Consider the following 16,973-nt stretch of genomic DNA (forward strand, 5'->3'; position numbering starts at 1 on the left):
GCTCGTGACACTTATGTATAAGAGGAGGCGAATGATATGACGATAATGCCTGTTATAGTAATGATCTTTGTATTTGTACCTACCATTGTACTCATGGTAAGCATGCCTTATTTAACAAGGGAGACGATTAGTTTTGGGGTCACCGTCAGCGCTGTACAATTCCACAGTGAGCCTCTGCGTCAGATGCGGAAGTCATATGCTAGGATCAGTGCTACCTTGCATACCATCCTATTCATTGTTTGTATCATCTGCCTAATATACGGTGATGAACATTCCAAGCAACAAAGTTGGATCATTGTCACTTATTCACTCGCCATGGTCGTAATCTCCCTAGTCATAAACATTAGCTATCATTTCAAAATGAAAAGTTTACTACCTATGCTGCCTATTGCTCCGGAATCATCGATCATGGCAGTGGACACTGGATTTAGGAAAAGAGACATTGGCTTGTCTAATAATTGGTTCCTCATTCATGTTTTATTTATTGTTGTTAGTATTGTAACTGTGCTACGCAACTACGATCTGATTCCTGATCAGATTCCGATCCATTTCAACAGCAGTTGGAACGTAGACCGCTATGCAGCTAAATCTTATAGTTCTGTGTTTATGCCTACGATAATGCAAGTGTTCATAACACTTTTGTTCATATTTGAGAATTGGAGTATTCGCAGAGTGAAGCAGCAGGTTCAACCCACTGATCCTAACCGTTCCATCAGACAAGATGTAACATTCCGCCGTACTTGGTCATATTTTATGATTACAGCAAGCTTCTTAATAGTTATCCTGTTTTCCGTCGTGCAACTAAACATGATATCTCTGCTTAACATCAATTTCGCTATCCCCATTATCCTAATCATAATAGCCTCTATCATCCTATACGCCTTCGCCTTATCGTTCTGGGCTGGTCAGGGCGGAAGCCGCTTGGAGCGATCTGCCGATCGCTCCAATGTCAGACCTGTCCATGATGATGATAAATGGCTATTAGGTATGATTTATTTCAATCGCAATGATCCAAACCTAATCGTCGAGAAAAGGTTCGGAGTCGGCTGGGGATTAAATTTCGGTCACTCAGTAATCTGGCTGATTTGTCTCGGAATTATTGTACTGTTAGTTGTGGTGCGGTAACAAGGCTTGGAGGTTAATACTCACCGGAGTATTCTAGCTTTCAACAAAAAAATATTTTCGCTTCCAAATTAGACGCCATTCACATTAGACAAGCACGTACCTGTCATTGATGAGATGTTCGCGTGAATCAATTTCTATAGAAGCTCTTGCTTTTAAGCAGGAGTTTTTTGTTTGACGTATAAGAACAATATTCGAATGCGGCCTGATTATGGGGTATCTCTGAATGGTAAAATTCTTTTCTGCGGTGAGCATATCAATGGTGGGAGAGTTTGAGAATTAATATTATCTGCACAGTAAATATAATCTTGGTTTTCCGTACGTATTTTAATACTAATTTTTTCGGTTTCTCTCTATCATTCGAAGCGAAGTTACATATTTAGTCCCCAAAATGGTCCTGAGCGCAGGAGGGAACGCACGAGAACCCGGCTCCGTAAGCTCGGCTATTTCTTCCTTTCCCTTCCGAATCTCTCGAATCGCCACGGTTACCCTAGAGGCAAAATGCCGCCCTACCGCTTTTTTCCAGATAACTAAGTTTAAAAGAATAGTTGACACATCATTAAAATTTAGTATACTTGAAATTGGGTTTTGAAATTGATAATCATTATCATTGATGTTTTTTGTATTGTCGCTGTGCACTAGTGAAATAAAAATATCTATTATTAAATCACGCATAAAAACATCCATAGATATTAATTCATCAATTCAATAATCTGTTTGTCTATAAAGTTACATAAGGGGAGAGTATCGGAAATGAAGAAATTTAAATTAACTGTTGTCTTTTTAGCCATTTTTGCTGTGATGTTGGCAGCTTGCTCAAATTCAAGTAATGAAAACGGTAAAGCTGGAACTAATGGGAAAGAAAATGATTCTACTGTAGCTTCAACGGTTGAAATCACTGATCTTCATGGAACTGTTACTGTTCCTGTAAACCCAAAGAATGTCATTTCTTTGGATAGTAGAACTTTTGAAACTTTATCTGATTGGGGAATTAAATTGGCTGCTGCTCCAAAGGATGTAATGCCTGCGGATTCACCATATGTAAGTGATGATTCTGTTCAAAATATTGGAAATCACCGTGAACCAAATCTTGAAGTTATAGCTGCTGCAGATCCTGAACTTGTAATTATCGGTCAAAGATTTGCTAAGTATTATGAAGAAATCAAAAAATTAGTGCCAAATGCAGCTGTTATTGATCTTAATTTTGATGTCTCTGAGGAAGCTGATACACCTGGGGAAAACTTAGTAAATGGACTTAAGGATTCTACTGTCGTTTTGGGACAAATTTTTGATAAAAATGAAGAAGCTAAACAATTGGTAGCTGATTTTGATAAAGCTGTTGAAGAAGCTAAGTCTGCCTATAATGGATCGGATACAGTTATGGGTGTTGAAGTTTCTGGTGGGAATATTGGCTATTCAGCTCCTCATTTTGGACGTGTATGGGGACCTATGTTTGACATCTTTGGATGGAAACCAGCTTTAGAAATTGAAAATGCTACTTCAGATCATAAAGGTGATGAAATTTCTGTTGAAGCTATTGCACAAAGCAATCCAGATTGGCTTTTCGTACTAGATCGTGATGCTGCAGTATCTTCTACAACGGATGCCGTTCCTGCTAAGGATGTTATTGAAAATTCACCTGCACTTAAAAATGTTACTGCTGTTTCTAAAGGGCAGATTGCTTATGCACCTAATGACACTTACACAAATGAATCAATCCAAACTTTTATTGAGATATTTAAGAACCTCACAAGTACTTTAGCTAAGTAGTCTTAAGGAGTCTAATATGGTGCAGAAAAAGACAATACAAAATAATTCCGGGGTTGAGAGAAATTCTCAACCCCAGCTTTATAACCACAATAAGATATGGACAAAACCTTTTATATTAGCAATTATAGTTGTTATTATTTTAGGCATGATATCCCTATTTACTGGAGTATATGATATACGTGGACAAGCAGATGGAATGGAAATGTTCTTCATCACTCGTGTTCCAAGAACAGCTGCGTTAATGCTTACTGGAGCTGCCATGTCCATGGCAGGACTTGTCATGCAACTTATTACACAGAATCGTTTAGTTGAACCTACCACAACAGGAACCATTGAATGGGCGGGTTTGGGCCTTCTATTTGTTTACTTATTATTTCCTGCACCAACGTTAGTTTTAAGAATGACGGGTGCAATTGTTTTTTCTTTTGTAGGAACGATGATTTTCTTTTTATTTTTGAGAAGAGTTAAACTTCGTTCGTCTTTAATTGTTCCGATTATTGGACTGATGCTTGGAGCAGTCATTTCTGCAGTTTCCACTTTTATTGGACTCCTTTTTCAAATGACGCAAAATATTGAATCTTGGTTTGTAGGTTCTTTTGCGGCAGTTCAAGTTGGAAGATATGAATATTTATGGCTTATTGTTATCGTTACTTTTCTTATTTTTATTGTTGCTAATAGACTGACTTTAGCTGGACTAGGGGAAGATGTTGCGACAAGTCTTGGAGTAAATTACAATAGGATCGTTCTTGTAGGTACGGGTCTTATATCTGTTGCAGTTGGAATTGTTGCTGCTGTTATCGGAAACTTACCTTTTTTAGGATTAATTGTCCCGAATATTGTTTCCATGTTTAGAGGCGATGATCTTAGAAGTAATTTGCCTTGGGTATGTGTGATAGGAATGGGTACGATAACGGTTTGTGATATCATTTCTCGAACCATTATAATGCCTTTTGAAGTGCCTGTTTCTCTAATACTCGGAACAGTGGGGGCAGTCGTATTTATTGCTATTTTATTGAGGCAAAGAAAACCAAGGAGGCTAAGATGAGCGCATTGGAATATAGAAATAATGAAAATGTCGTAATCGATTCTAGCCTTCATAATGAGAATAGATCAGCTAGAGCTTTTCGTTCTAAGAAAGAAGAAAAACGTTATTGGATTTTACTGATAACATTGATCATATTGGGCATCCTTTCTTCTTATGGACTTTTAGTTTATAACAATCCAGTTCCGGTAGATTCACCTTCTTTTATCCCGGTTGTTAAGAGAAGAATAGTAGCTCTGGTTGCTATGGTTATTGCTGCAATTTGTCAGAGTTTGTCGACCGTTGCTTTCCAATCGATTACGAATAATAAGATCATAACTCCTTCACTTTTAGGTTTTGAAGCACTTTACTCAACTATTCATACGAGTACCATATTTTTCTTTGGTGTTGGTGCATTGATCAATTTTACTGGTATTGGCCCATTTGCAATTCAAGTTATTGTTATGGTCTTGATGAGTTTGATTCTTTATGGATGGTTGCTTTCTGGAAAGTACGGAAATTTGCAGCTTATGCTGTTGGTTGGAATTATTATTGGAACGGGGCTGAAATCTGTATCAACTTTTATGAAAAGACTTCTTGCGCCGTCTGAGTTTGATATTTTACAGGCAAGATTGTTTGGTTCTGTCAATAATGCGGATTCTGCATATTTTCCTGTAGTAATTCCAGTGGTCATCATTGTAGCATTATTACTTCTTGCTAATTCTAAGAATTTAAATGTATTGTCACTTGGAAAGGATGTCTCTACTTCTTTTGGAGTTAAACATCAATCGAGTATAATATATACGCTTATTTTAGTTTCTGTTTTGATGTCAATTTCAACAGCGTTGATTGGACCCCTTACTTTCTATGGATTTTTAGTTGCAACTTTGAGTTATCAAGCAGCGCCAACCTATGATCATAGATATATTTTTCCAATGGCTCTTGCTATAGGATTTTTGATCTTAACGAGTGCATACTTTTTAATGTATCATGTATTCCATGCTCAAGGTGTGGTTTCAGTTATTATTGAATTATTTGGTGGAATCATATTTTTAATTGTAATTTTAAGGAAGAGGGCCCTATGATAAAGATTGATAATGTTAGAAAATTGTATAGTGATAAGGTAAAAATAGGACCTTTGAATATTGAAATACCAAAAGCGGGTCTTACATCTTTAATTGGACCCAATGGTGCTGGAAAGTCTACGACACTTTTGATGATTGGAAGACTTTTGGATATGGATGAAGGCCAGATTCAGGTCGCAAATATGGATGTTTCTGAATCTAAATCCAAAGACATAGCGAAAATTTTAACTATTTTGCGACAAGAAAATCATTTTGTAACGAGGCTTACGATTAGACAATTAGTTGGATTTGGACGATTTCCTTATTCAAAGGGAAGATTAACTAAAGAAGATGAGGCTATTATTTCTAAATATATCGATTTTTTAGGTTTGAATGAATTAGAAAATAGATATTTAGATGAGCTTTCTGGTGGTCAAAGGCAAAGAGCATATGTAGCCATGGTTTTGTGCCAAGAGACTGAATATGTACTTTTGGATGAGCCTCTGAATAATCTTGATATTGCTCGTTCTGTTCAAATGATGGAGCATTTGAGGCATGCTGCAAATGAATTTGGAAGAACAATTCTGACTGTCATGCATGATATCAATTTTGCAGCCAAATATTCTGATCGAATTTGTGCCATGAAAGATGGACAAATTGCCACTTTTGGAACAGTAGAAGAGGTTATGACCCCAGAAGTTTTGACAGATATTTTTGAAACGAAAATAGAAATTATCGAGGGTCCTTATGGACCAATAGCGGTTTATTAATCTCCACTCAGTCTGAGTCTAGAACAAATCATTCGGATTGAACTACCTGAAATAGAACAAGCCAGAGCGTGAATGGTCATGCGCTCTGGCTTGTTTTTATTTGCTAAGTTTTTCAATTTTACCGTCTTTAACATTTCTTTAAATTAGTCTTGTATAATGTACCTTTAGTTCAAGAAAGGGTGAGATGGGATGCAGAAAGATATCTTAATCGTCGAGGACGATATGAAAATAAGAAAGCTCTTAAGGATATATTTGGAAAAAGAAGGATATGGCGTATTGGAGGCTCAGAACGGGGAAGAAGCCAGAGTGATATTTCAACAGGATGAACCCTGTTTCGTGATCACTGACCTGATGATGCCCAAGTTCAGTGGCGAACAATTATGTAAGTGGATTCGGCATGAACTGAAAAGCGATATCCCTATTATTATGCTCACAGCTAAAATTACGGAATCCGAACGTATCGCAGGTCTGCAAATGGGTGCGGATGATTATATTATCAAGCCATTTAGCCCTCAAGAAGTAGTTGTACGGGTAAATACGGTACTCAAACGGATGGCGAATCGTTGCAGCAAGATTAGTTACAGAGGTCTAACGATCAAGACGTTATCCGGAGAGGTTAAGTATAAAGGGGTCGATATTGCGTTAACACAGCATGAATTTAGATTGCTGCATTTCTTTATGAAGCATCCTAATCAAATCTTGTCCCGCGAACAAATTTTAAATGAGCTCTATCCCAATGATGAGAGATCTGTGATTGACCGTACGGTTGACGTCCACGTCGGCAAGCTCAGAGAGAAGATCGAGGTATCCTGCCGGGCACCGACCTTCTTTCAAACGGTCCGTGGAATGGGGTATCGCTTTGTTGCTAACTAAGAAATTGCAAATACGGAAGCATTATGTCGCTTGGAAGTTGATTGCGGTTAATGCGTTGGTGATGCTCGTTGTGATCTGGTTAGCAGGTGTGTCAGTGAAAGATTTTGCATGTGTGTTGGTGGAAAAGTATCAGCTGGTGGGTGATGCCAAGAACGATTTTTTTCAACGCACCATGCAGTTCTATCTTATTAGGGCAAGTCTGCTTGCCATCGCAGTTGCTACACTCATTCATTTTTTCTTTATCAAGAAGATTCTATCTCCTTTGAGAAAATTGACAGATTCGACCCGTCAGTTAATGGAAGGATCCTATCCTGAACCTATTGAAGTCAACTCTGAGGATGAGATTGGAGAATTGACAAAACGCTTTAATGCGATGACACTAACCCTGCAGCGATCGGAACAAAATCGTAAAGTAATGTTCAGTAATGTATCACATGATTTAAGAACACCCCTCAGTAATTTGAATGGTTATTTGGAAGCGTTAAGTAACGATGTGATTGAGGGAGACCGAGAATTGTATTTATCCCTGTTGGAAGAGTCACAGCATATTACGAGACTTGTTGAGCAGCTTCACCAACTATCCCTTTGGGAGGACAAGGGAGCTGACAGTATGATTTTCAACCGGATACCCATCGATGAGTTCATTACACGTAGTTTGCAATCTTTTCAACTAGAACTCCAGCACAAAGAGATAATATTAGATATTTCGCTTGAACAACTTGATATAATAAGCTCAGAAGACGGATTACGACAGGTCTTAACCAATCTGATGCAGAACGCAATTACTTATAATTCAGGACATATGATTTGGATTTCAGGAGTAGCTGACCGTGATAATTATCGACTTACAGTAAGCAATTTGGGAGAGTCTTTGCCAGAAGAGGAGCAGGATTTGGTCTTTGAACGTTTCTACCAAGCAGATGTGTCCAGACAACGTAGAGAAGGGATAAAGGGCAGCGGACTTGGTCTAGCTATAGTAAAGGAGATTATGGAAAAGCTTGGAGGTCAGGTAGAGCTCACCTCTGACATGAACATGTATTCTTTTGCAATAACGATACCTCTCAAACCAAACAAGACATAAAGGATCATTTGAATTGAAGTAATCAAGGTTACTTTATCATATCTTTATAAAAGTCTGACAAGCTGATAAGAGAGAAAGGAGGTCGGAGGATATGGGAAATATCCAACTGGGATCACTATTACTAAATGGACGACTCGTAATGTACCTGACCTTTGGGGCAATAGGATGGCTCGTGTTGCATTATCGGCTACGGCATAATCCAGAACGAAATCGCTTCATGTCTTATGCAGGCAATGCATTCTGGATATGGATGCTTGTATGGAAAGGGAGCTTTATATTGTTATCTCCCGTTGAATTTATAGAGACTCCCATTAGCTTATTGTATTTTGATGGCGGCAAGCGTGGAGAGTGGTTGGCGAGTATCATTGCGATTTGTTACCTTTGGTATCGTTCGAGAAAATTACACTTGCCTGCGAATGAATGGATGGATATCGGGCTGTGGTTCATCACTGGATGTTGGTTGCTCTATCCATTCTTGCAGTTTATAGCAGGAAATGAACCTGCTTTATATGATAGCTTAAGCGTATTATGGTCGGGTCTGTTTCTGTTGATCCTGTTCCTGACGCGGAGAACCTCACGGTTTGGTGACCGGACTGGATATGCCATCTGGTTTCTGCTTGGACATGTTCTACTTCAGTTTATGCATCCTGACCGTACGTTGTGGCTACTGTCATTTAGCAGGCTGCAAATGATTTGTATTGCAACAGCGACAGGTTTGGCGGGATGGTCAATATTCCGCGAGAAGAACGAGAAAGGATCATGATATGAATCAAATTTCGATTATAGTAGCTTTTGCTGCCGGGATGTTGTCCTTTCTATCCCCCTGCATATTTCCACTGATTCCTGCTTATTTGTCACATTTGACAGGGTCATCGCTGCAAGACGGCAAACTTGTGGTGCATAGAGGGAGATTATTCACGCAATCCCTATTTTTTATTTTAGGATTTAGTTTGATTTTTATCGCCATGGGTGCTTCGGCAAGTTTCATTGGTCATTTTTTTGCTCAGCAACGAGAGTTGGTACAGAGAATAAGCGGCCTATTCATTATTATCTTTGGCTTGCAAATGATCGGATGGCTCAATCTGTCTTTTCTAATGTCAGGAAAAACTTGGGGGACCAAAGGTGGGAGAAGCAGTGGAGCGGTTCGTTCTTTGCTCACTGGATTTGCGTTTGGAGCAGGTTGGAGCCCGTGTGTTGGACTGGCATTATCCTCGATTCTACTCATGGCGGGTTCATCAGAAACGGTATGGAGCGGTGTAGGTATGCTAGCTGTCTATTCCCTGGGCCTCGGCATTCCATTTCTCCTGATTTCCTGGATGTTAACATACTCTTTGAACGTGCTAAAAAAAATGAATAAATGGATGCCCTTGTTATCGAAGATGAATGGGATTCTGTTGATAGGCATGGGACTTCTCCTGTTCACAGGGCAATTGCAAAGACTGAGTGCTTGGTTGGCTAAATATAGTTTCTGGGATATTAATTTTTGATAGACAGGGGTAATTAAATGAAAAAAAACATCATCGCAATTATCTTTATAATTGGATTAGTACTATATGGCGGATATGAATACTATAGCAAGACTTCCCAACAGCCTATGCAAAGTGCAAGCTCGGAAGAGGAAAGTCATGATATTGGAATTGAGAAAGGACAATTAGCTCCTGATTTCTCACTTCAAGATCTGAAGGGTAATCAGGTACGGCTATCGGATTATAAGGGAAAAAGAGTATTGCTAAATTTTTGGGCTACATGGTGTCCTCCCTGCCGGGTAGAGATGCCGCATATGCAGAACATTTATGATCATTATCAATCGGAAGATGTGGTCATTCTCGGAGTGAATATGACTACAACTGAAGATTCGATTGAGGATGTCCCCACGTTTGTTCAAAACCATGAACTTACATTCCCGATTGTATTGGATGAGGAAGGGGACCTTATGTTAACCTATCAGGTCGTTGCCTACCCGACCACTTATGTATTGGATGCCGATGGAGTCATTCGGGAGAAGGTGCGAGGCGCCATGAATTATGAGATGATGAAAGACCTACTTTCAAGAGCAAAATAGGAGAGAAATCATCAAAAGGGGAGCTTGACATGTCCAAGCTCTCTTTTGTATTGCTATCGAATATTTTTCGTGAATAAAGCTGGGGAAAGTGTTATTCGTGATGATGTACATTCTTCAACACTTTATAGCCCGTAAAGCTGGACACCGTAAAGCTGGACACCTTGAACAAGGTGACATCTTTACGGGTTATTTGTATGCCTATGCTACTTTTTTAAAGCTTCAAGCATGTCATTGATATGAAAATGCATCAGTTGTTTCGCCTGTTCACTATGTCTTTCCTCGATAGCAATCGCAATGAGAATGTGGAAATTGGAGGCTTTCGTACGCATATGAGGTAAGGTATTCGTCTGCTTACGTCCTTCAGCCAGTAGTGGATAGATCGATTCCAGCATACGCAGCAGGACAGGATGCTGAGCTGATTCGGCAATGAGCCGATGAAAGGAGAGATCTGTATCCAGGAAAGGGCCGCCTTCTTCCATCTGATGAACCATTGCATCCGCCAGTTCCCGGAGTTGCTTGACTTGGGTTAGTGTAGCCCGCTCTGCACTTAATCCAGCAAGTACCGGCTCAATTAACAATCTTGCCTCCAGCAATTTGACGAGCGAAATATCTCCGAGCTCTTTGAGATTCGCAGTTGGATCCTCAAGCAATAATGGATCATTACGTACATACATACCCCGACCGTGTTCAATGCTTACGTTTCCCTGGCTCTCCAGCGTTCTCAATGCTTCTCTAATTGTGGTGACACTGACTTCCATTTCTTTGGAGATTTGTTGAAGCGTAGGGATGCGTGAACCCGGAGGCCACTCACCGTCAATAATTTTTTTGTTAAGTTGCTCTACTGTAGTTAAGAATGCGGTCTTTTTCATGATCATAGTCTCCTGATATTTCTCATAATAAAGCTATTTTAACATAGTCTTTCAGCTCGTCGCTAATTGTATTAGTATGTTGACATCTCCCGAAAAAGATACTATGATACCTCCATAAAGATCATATCTATTTATCTATTATAGCAATAATCCAGTTAAAATATGTTTATTTATCGATAAAAGATCATTTGTATTTTGATTTATTAGGATTAAACCAAAAATAGATACGATCTTTAAATTGGTATAAATTAAACGCTAAACTGGTTGTTGAGTCAAAGGAGGATGTAGGATGGAGGTTGTCACTTTTGGTGAATCGATGGTCCTGTTTAGTGGAGATCAGAGTTTACCACTTGAATATGTGCATCAATTCCATAAACAGATGGCGGGGGCCGAGTCTAATGTAGCGATTGGACTAGCCAAATTGGGCCATTCGGTAGGTTGGTTCAGTAAGTTAGGACAGGATGCCTTTGGACGTTACATCATGCAAAGTGTAAGAGGTCAGGGAGTGGATACTTCCCGTTGTATATTTACGGATGCGGCTCCCACAGCTGTGTTTTTTAAAGAACGCCAATCAGGCGGGAGAACACAGGTCTATTATTATCGCAATCAATCCGCCGCAAGCTTGATGAAACCTGAAGATTTAGATGAATCTTACTTGGCTCAAGCTAAAATTTTGCATGTAACAGGCATTACTCCTGCCCTCAGCCAGAGCTGTCTAGAATTGATTGGGCATGCGATGGACTTGGCCAAACGGAATCATTTGCGCATTGTGTTTGACCCCAATATAAGATGGAAGCTTTGGAATCGTCCGGATACTAAACAGATATTACTCGAACTAGCTAGTAAGGCCGATTATATTTTACCTGGTTTGGATGAGGGTGAATTCCTTACAGGTCAGACGGAACCCGAAGGAATTGCCGAAGAACTGCTCAAGCTGGGTGCAAAAGCAGTTATTGTAAAGCTTGGCAAGGAAGGCGCGTATTATCAGTCCTTAACCGAGAAAGGGAGTGTCCCTTCTTATCCCGTTCAAGAGATTGATCCTGTCGGGGCTGGTGATGGATTTGCTGCCGGGTTTATAAGTGGACTATTGCGGCAAGAAGAGCTGGCGATGGCTGTGTCCAGAGCGAATGCGGTCGGGGCAATTGTTGTCGGGGTTAATGGCGATACAGAGGGACTTCCAAGTGATGAAGAGCTCACGCTGATGATGTCCGGGCAAGTGAATTATCAAAATGTACAACGGTAAGGAGTGTTGAATATGGAGAAACATGAAAAGTTACAGCAGTTAAAGGATTCTGGTGTCATTGCCGTCGTACGTAGACCTCCATTTGAACAAGCTGTACACATTGCGGATGCACTTGTAGCCGGTGGGGTTCAAGCTTTGGAGATTACGATTGATACAGATAGAGCTTTAGAACTGATTACATTGCTTAAAGATAGATACCAAGATCGTGTACTGGTTGGTGCGGGCACAGTTCTGAATGCGGAAGTTGCGGTGACGGCGATAGAAGCCGGGGCAGATTTTATTTTTTCACCCATTTTGGATGAGGAAACCGTAAAAGTGACCATTAGAGCTAACTGTATATCGATACCAGGAGTTATGACTCCTACGGAGATTGTAAAGGGGTATCAATATGGCGCCGATATGCTCAAGATTTTCCCCGGGTCATCTCTAGGCGTTAACTATATTAAGGAGCTGTCAGCACCTTTGGGACATATCCCGATGATGCCAACAGGTGGGGTAACATTGGACAATGTAGGTAAGTTCATTAAAGCTGGGGCAGTAGCTGTTGGTCTTGGAGGATCGCTGATCGATAAGAAGGCGGTAGAAGAAAAGCAGTACGATGTAATAACAGCCCGGTCGCAACAATTTATCCAAGAAATTCATAAAGCAAGAGAATAGGGAGAGATCATTCATGAAAATTACAAAATTCAGCACTTATATCGTACCGCCGCGCTGGTTATTTCTAAAAATTGAAACTGATGAAGGCATTGTAGGTTGGGGAGAACCTGTAATTGAAGGCAAAGCCCATACGGTGAGAGCCGCAGTAGATGAACTCATGGATTCGTTGATTGGTCAAGATCCTCTTCGTATTGAAGATCATTGGCAGGTCATGTACCGCAGTGGATTTTACCGTGGTGGACCTATTTTAATGAGTGCTATTGCTGGGATTGATCAGGCCTTGTGGGATATAAAAGGGAAGTACTTCAATGCGCCAATCTATCAATTGCTGGGCGGGGCATGCCGGGATTCCATGCGTGTGTATTCCTGGATTGGTGGAGACAGACCTGTAGATGTTGGGCAAGCTGCACTGGAGAAACAAAATGCCGGGTTTACTGCCATCAAAATGAATGCCACGGAGGAATTGCAGTATATTGATAGCTATCACAAGGTAGATGAAGTTGTGAATCGTGTGGCGGCGATTCGTAATGCTACAGGTCCAGACTTTGGCATTGGGGTAGATTTCCATGGCCGTGTACATAAACCAATGGCCAAAGTGCTAGCAAAAGCACTAGAGCCTTATAGACTTATGTTTATTGAAGAGCCTGTGCTCCCAGAGAATAACGAAGCATTGCGAGATATCGCCAATCACACAAGTACTCCTATTGCAACTGGAGAGAGAATGTTCTCACGCTGGGACTTTAAATCGCTCTTGGAAGATGGATATGTTGATATCATTCAACCGGATTTATCGCATGCAGGTGGTATTACAGAATGCAAGAAAATTTTTGCGATGGCTGAGGCCTATGACGTTGCCGTAGCACCTCACTGTCCATTGGGGCCGATTGCGCTGGCAGCTTGCTTGCAGGTTGATGCGACCGCCCATAATGCGGTTATTCAGGAGCAAAGCCTGGGGATTCACTATAATAAAGACAATGATTTGTTGGATTATATCGTCGATCCAGATGTGTTCGCTTATGACGATGGATATGTAAAAATCCCGCAAGGTCCGGGACTCGGGATTACGGTCAATGAGGAGTATGTGATCCGGATGTCATTAGAAGCTCCGCATCGCTGGAGAAATCCACTTTGGAGACATAAGGACGGATCTGTAGCTGAATGGTAAAAGAATGGATCAGGCTCAAATCAAACAAAATGACCCCGTAATCAAACAAGAGTCAGTTTGAGAGCCCTTTCATATCCGATACAATAGAACAATCTAAATACGAAAGATGCGAGGGGAATAGATATGATCAATATACCGAAATATTGGGAAGATCTGAACGTACTTCAACAAAATAGAGAAGCTCCAAGAGCTTATTATATACCCTATGGTGACGAGGAATCAGCGCTCAAGCAAAAGCGTGGTAAATCCCCGTTCTATCGCACACTTAATGGGAATTGGAAGTTTAAATATAAGGAATCGGTCCAACAAGTAGATGATTTTTATCAGACCGATGTTGATGTCAATGATTGGGATGATCTGCTTGTACCTTCATGCTGGCAGGTCAATGGATATGATCAGCTTCATTATACGAACGTAAATTATCCTTTTCCTTGTGATCCACCCTATGTTCCGAATGCAAATCCGGCGGGTCTGTACGTAAGAGAATTCAACATTTCCAGCGATTGGGAAACGAAACAGAAATATATTGTATTTGAAGGCGTAAACTCATGTTTTTATTTGTGGATCAATGGAACCTGGGTCGGGTACAGCCAAGGTAGCAGGATGCCTGCTGAATTTGATATTTCACCGTATGTTCAATCTGGGAAGAACAAGATTGCCGTTATGGTACTAAAATGGTGTGATGGCTCTTATATAGAAGATCAGGATGTGTGGAGATTCTCGGGCATATTTCGGGATGTCTATTTACTGGCCCGCAACCCTGCTCATATCGTGGATGTATTCAATCGAGTGGAATTGGAGGACGATTACCAGGCTGGAATCATTACCTGTGAGTTAGATACCATAGGTGAATTAGAAGCTCGGATCCAGCTTATTGATGCGGATGGTCAGAGTAAGGCGGATGAAATTGTCAGCGTCAAGGGTAAGGGGAGCGTTACTCTTAACATCAACAACCCAAAACTATGGAATGCCGAAACCCCTAACTTATATCAAATGTTGATTACGGCTGGCGATGAGATATTACACTTTGCAATCGGTTTCAGGAAGGTAGAGATTATTGACGGCATATTCCAAATTAATGGTATGGCAGTCAAGTTAAAAGGAGTGAATCGACATGATTCACATCCTGTATTGGGACAGACGGTACCCATCAATCATATGATTCAGGATTTGAAACTGATGAAATTGCACAACATCAATACGATTCGAGCTTCCCATTATCCGAATGATTCACGTTTCCTACAACTGTGTAATGAGTACGGCTTCTATGTTATTGATGAGGCAGATCTCGAATGCCACGGGGTATTTCATGCCATCGGTGATTTCAACATGCTGACACGTATCCCGGAATGGGAGCATGTTTTTGTTGAACGTGCCGTTCGTATGGTGGAGCGCGACAAGAATCATCCTTCTGTCATCATATGGTCAATGGGCAATGAATCAGGTTACGATACGAACCACATGGCGATGGCGAGATGGACCAAATCAAGAGATAACTCGAGACCTATTCATTATGAAGGCTCTGATCCCCGACATTTTGGAAGTCCAGATGTAGAAGTGCTAGATATGGAGAGTCGGATGTATTCCTCACCTGCTTATATCGAAGCTTATGCCAAGGATGAGAATAGCACCAAACCGATGTTTATGTGTGAATATAGTCATGCGATGGGCAATGGGCCTGGGGATTTAAAGGACTATTGGGATGTTATCTATAAATATCCGAAGCTGATGGGTGGTTGTGTATGGGAATGGTCGGATCATGGTGTCTTGACCACTAATCATGAAGGAACGCCATATTACGCTTATGGAGGAGATTTCGGGGACAAGCCGAATGATGGGAACTTCTGTATCGACGGGCTTGTCTCTCCTGATCGAATTCCCCATACAGGCCTACTTGAATTAAAGAAGGTAATTGCTCCAGTCAGGATTGAAGCAGACAATTTGTTGGAAGGAACTGTCCGGATTACGAATCTCTATGATTTCATTGATCTCTCCCATTTGAATTTACATTGGAAGATCGAAAAGAATGGAGAACTTGTTCAGCAAGGACAGACCCTGTTAACTCAGGTTGGACCACATACTTCAAGCAGCGTAAAGCTGGATTATGTATTTCCTGAATCATCTGCTGATACTTATTTCTTGACAATCTCTTGCCGATTACAGCTGGATACGGACTGGGCGGATTCAGGACATGAAGTGAACTTCGAGCAGTTCAGACTGCCCGTTGAGATTCTGGAAGTGTCTGAACCAAAGCCAGCGAATCATTCTTTGCAAGTTACGGAACAGAATGAACAATTGATACTTGAAGGTTTTGATTTCCGGCATGTGTTCGATATGTATAACGGAACATTTATCTCAGTATCCAAGCATGGAGTAGAAATGATTCACAAACCACTCAGCTTCAATATATGGAGAGCTCCAATAGATAATGATCGCAAGGTCAAATTGCTGTGGATGGAAGAAGGCTATGATCGCGCACATATGCATGTATATGAGACAATCGTAACCGAACAACAAGAATCTGCTGTGGAATTACGAGTCAAATTTTCTCTGGGCGGATATATCAAGCCACCATTGCTACACGGAGTAGCCTATTGGCGAGTATCAGGCGATGGTGTAATCAAGCTGAAAGTTGAAATTACGGTCCGCGAGGATTTGATATTCCTACCAAGATTTGGTTTACAGCTAACGATGCCATCAGGTACAGAGGAAGTAGAGTATTTCGGAAATGGTCCTCATGAGAGCTATGTTGATAAAAGTCAAAGCACGCTGAAGAATAAATACTTAACAACAGTAGACGGGCTATTTACACCTTATATCATGCCGCAGGAAAATGGTTCTCATGATAATACGGATTGGGTCATTGTAACCAATGAGCAGGGGATGGGATTGAAGTTTACAAGTGCCAAGCCATTCTCGTTCAATGCCTCACACTACACTCCGGAAGACTTAACTTTGGCTCAACATGCTTATGAGCTTGTTCGCAGGAATGAAACGATTGTTCATCTGGATTACAAGATGAGTGGCGTGGGTTCCAACTCCTGTGGTCCTGAATTATTGGAGGCTTACCGTTTGGATGAGAAGCAGTTCGCGTTCGAATTGAATATATTACCATTATTTAAAGAAGACTAGTAATTACCCTTAAATGGTGTCCCTAAAGTGAGCAAATCAGGGGCACCATTTATTCAAATTTATAAGGTTATTTGATATACTTTGTAGATTCACTAGTTCATTTGCTATAAGAATAACCAGAAGAGGTATTATGATGAGCAACTT

The 16,973-nt window shown here is 40.7% G+C and carries 16 protein-coding genes; 14 read left to right on the forward strand and 2 right to left on the reverse strand.

Annotated features, from left to right (window positions below; all coding sequences use genetic code 11):
• Positions 1 to 36 precede the first annotated feature (36 nt).
• Complete coding sequence (locus IEW05_RS07335; RefSeq protein ID WP_188537238.1) at positions 37 to 1,125, forward strand: DUF1648 domain-containing protein; 1,089 nt, start codon at positions 37 to 39, stop codon at positions 1,123 to 1,125.
• 330 nt (positions 1,126 to 1,455) lie between these two features.
• Here the strand turns inward: IEW05_RS07335 and IEW05_RS07340 are convergent, their stop codons facing one another.
• A complete protein-coding gene (locus IEW05_RS07340) occupies positions 1,456 to 1,809 on the reverse strand; it encodes a hypothetical protein (protein WP_194434099.1) in 354 nt (117 codons plus the stop codon).
• A 66-nt stretch (positions 1,810 to 1,875) separates the two neighbouring features.
• On the opposite strand from IEW05_RS07340, the gene IEW05_RS07345 reads away from it, so the two are divergent.
• From IEW05_RS07345 to IEW05_RS07385, 9 genes are all read left to right on the forward strand, one after another.
• Positions 1,876 to 2,892 carry a siderophore ABC transporter substrate-binding protein gene (locus IEW05_RS07345; protein WP_188537242.1) on the forward strand — a complete coding sequence of 339 codons (1,017 nt, stop codon included), beginning with the start codon at positions 1,876 to 1,878 and terminating at the stop codon, positions 2,890 to 2,892.
• A gap of 16 nt (positions 2,893 to 2,908) precedes the next feature.
• On the forward strand, positions 2,909 to 3,937 hold the full coding sequence (locus IEW05_RS07350; RefSeq protein ID WP_188537244.1) for an ABC transporter permease: 1,029 nt from the start codon (positions 2,909 to 2,911) through the stop codon (positions 3,935 to 3,937).
• Positions 3,934 to 4,998, forward strand: a complete 1,065-nt coding sequence (locus IEW05_RS07355; RefSeq protein WP_188537246.1) for an iron chelate uptake ABC transporter family permease subunit — start codon at positions 3,934 to 3,936, stop codon at positions 4,996 to 4,998. Before IEW05_RS07350 ends, IEW05_RS07355 begins: the two co-directional genes overlap by 4 nt.
• The gene (locus IEW05_RS07360; protein ID WP_188537249.1) at positions 4,995 to 5,747 is read left to right on the forward strand and encodes an iron ABC transporter ATP-binding protein; all 753 of its coding nucleotides are present in this window, start codon (positions 4,995 to 4,997) and stop codon (positions 5,745 to 5,747) included. The genes IEW05_RS07355 and IEW05_RS07360 overlap by 4 nt, the downstream gene beginning before the upstream one ends.
• 189 nt (positions 5,748 to 5,936) lie before the next feature.
• Positions 5,937 to 6,620, forward strand: a complete 684-nt coding sequence (locus tag IEW05_RS07365) for a response regulator transcription factor (protein WP_188537251.1) — start codon at positions 5,937 to 5,939, stop codon at positions 6,618 to 6,620.
• A complete protein-coding gene (locus IEW05_RS07370; RefSeq protein WP_188537253.1) occupies positions 6,610 to 7,701 on the forward strand; it encodes a sensor histidine kinase in 1,092 nt (363 codons plus the stop codon). Before IEW05_RS07365 ends, IEW05_RS07370 begins: the two co-directional genes overlap by 11 nt.
• 91 nt (positions 7,702 to 7,792) lie before the next feature.
• Positions 7,793 to 8,464 (forward strand): hypothetical protein, encoded by a 672-nt coding sequence (locus tag IEW05_RS07375; protein WP_188537255.1) that lies wholly within the window; start codon positions 7,793 to 7,795, stop codon positions 8,462 to 8,464.
• 1 nt (position 8,465) lies between these two features.
• Entirely contained in the window at positions 8,466 to 9,188 is a 723-nt protein-coding gene (locus IEW05_RS07380; protein WP_188537257.1) for a cytochrome c biogenesis CcdA family protein, read from the forward strand.
• 17 nt (positions 9,189 to 9,205) lie between these two features.
• On the forward strand, positions 9,206 to 9,763 hold the full coding sequence (locus IEW05_RS07385) for a TlpA disulfide reductase family protein (RefSeq protein WP_188537259.1): 558 nt from the start codon (positions 9,206 to 9,208) through the stop codon (positions 9,761 to 9,763).
• Between the two features lie 203 nt (positions 9,764 to 9,966).
• Here the strand turns inward: IEW05_RS07385 and IEW05_RS07390 are convergent, their stop codons facing one another.
• Complete coding sequence (locus IEW05_RS07390; protein WP_188537261.1) at positions 9,967 to 10,632, reverse strand: FadR/GntR family transcriptional regulator; 666 nt, start codon at positions 10,630 to 10,632, stop codon at positions 9,967 to 9,969.
• 289 nt (positions 10,633 to 10,921) lie between these two features.
• Here IEW05_RS07390 and IEW05_RS07395 point away from each other — a divergent pair, with 289 nt between their 5' ends.
• The 4 genes from IEW05_RS07395 (at position 10,922) to IEW05_RS07410 (ending at position 16,829) form a co-directional block, all read left to right on the forward strand.
• A complete protein-coding gene (locus IEW05_RS07395; RefSeq protein WP_188537262.1) occupies positions 10,922 to 11,875 on the forward strand; it encodes a sugar kinase in 954 nt (317 codons plus the stop codon).
• A gap of 12 nt (positions 11,876 to 11,887) precedes the next feature.
• Positions 11,888 to 12,532, forward strand: a complete 645-nt coding sequence (locus IEW05_RS07400; protein WP_188537264.1) for a bifunctional 4-hydroxy-2-oxoglutarate aldolase/2-dehydro-3-deoxy-phosphogluconate aldolase — start codon at positions 11,888 to 11,890, stop codon at positions 12,530 to 12,532.
• Between the two features lie 13 nt (positions 12,533 to 12,545).
• Positions 12,546 to 13,697, forward strand: coding sequence for a galactonate dehydratase (gene dgoD, locus IEW05_RS07405; protein WP_188537266.1), 1,152 nt, complete (start codon positions 12,546 to 12,548; stop codon positions 13,695 to 13,697).
• Between the two features lie 123 nt (positions 13,698 to 13,820).
• Positions 13,821 to 16,829 (forward strand): glycoside hydrolase family 2 TIM barrel-domain containing protein, encoded by a 3,009-nt coding sequence (locus IEW05_RS07410; protein WP_188537268.1) that lies wholly within the window; start codon positions 13,821 to 13,823, stop codon positions 16,827 to 16,829.
• The last annotated feature ends 144 nt before the right edge of the window (positions 16,830 to 16,973 follow it).

The sequence above is a fragment of the Paenibacillus segetis genome (assembly GCF_014639155.1).
Classification (GTDB): Bacteria; Bacillota; Bacilli; order Paenibacillales; family Paenibacillaceae; genus Fontibacillus; species Fontibacillus segetis.

Coding starts and splice junctions, on each gene's coding strand:
- IEW05_RS07335 (WP_188537238.1), top strand. CDS start 37: ATGACGATAATGCCTGTTATAGTAATGATCTTTGTATTTGTACCTACC.
- IEW05_RS07340 (WP_194434099.1), bottom strand. CDS start 1,809: ATGGATGTTTTTATGCGTGATTTAATAATAGATATTTTTATTTCACTA.
- IEW05_RS07345 (WP_188537242.1), top strand. CDS start 1,876: ATGAAGAAATTTAAATTAACTGTTGTCTTTTTAGCCATTTTTGCTGTG.
- IEW05_RS07350 (WP_188537244.1), top strand. CDS start 2,909: ATGGTGCAGAAAAAGACAATACAAAATAATTCCGGGGTTGAGAGAAAT.
- IEW05_RS07355 (WP_188537246.1), top strand. CDS start 3,934: ATGAGCGCATTGGAATATAGAAATAATGAAAATGTCGTAATCGATTCT.
- IEW05_RS07360 (WP_188537249.1), top strand. CDS start 4,995: ATGATAAAGATTGATAATGTTAGAAAATTGTATAGTGATAAGGTAAAA.
- IEW05_RS07365 (WP_188537251.1), top strand. CDS start 5,937: ATGCAGAAAGATATCTTAATCGTCGAGGACGATATGAAAATAAGAAAG.
- IEW05_RS07375 (WP_188537255.1), top strand. CDS start 7,793: ATGGGAAATATCCAACTGGGATCACTATTACTAAATGGACGACTCGTA.
- IEW05_RS07380 (WP_188537257.1), top strand. CDS start 8,466: ATGAATCAAATTTCGATTATAGTAGCTTTTGCTGCCGGGATGTTGTCC.
- IEW05_RS07385 (WP_188537259.1), top strand. CDS start 9,206: ATGAAAAAAAACATCATCGCAATTATCTTTATAATTGGATTAGTACTA.
- IEW05_RS07390 (WP_188537261.1), bottom strand. CDS start 10,632: ATGAAAAAGACCGCATTCTTAACTACAGTAGAGCAACTTAACAAAAAA.
- IEW05_RS07395 (WP_188537262.1), top strand. CDS start 10,922: ATGGAGGTTGTCACTTTTGGTGAATCGATGGTCCTGTTTAGTGGAGAT.
- IEW05_RS07400 (WP_188537264.1), top strand. CDS start 11,888: ATGGAGAAACATGAAAAGTTACAGCAGTTAAAGGATTCTGGTGTCATT.
- dgoD (WP_188537266.1), top strand. CDS start 12,546: ATGAAAATTACAAAATTCAGCACTTATATCGTACCGCCGCGCTGGTTA.
- IEW05_RS07410 (WP_188537268.1), top strand. CDS start 13,821: ATGATCAATATACCGAAATATTGGGAAGATCTGAACGTACTTCAACAA.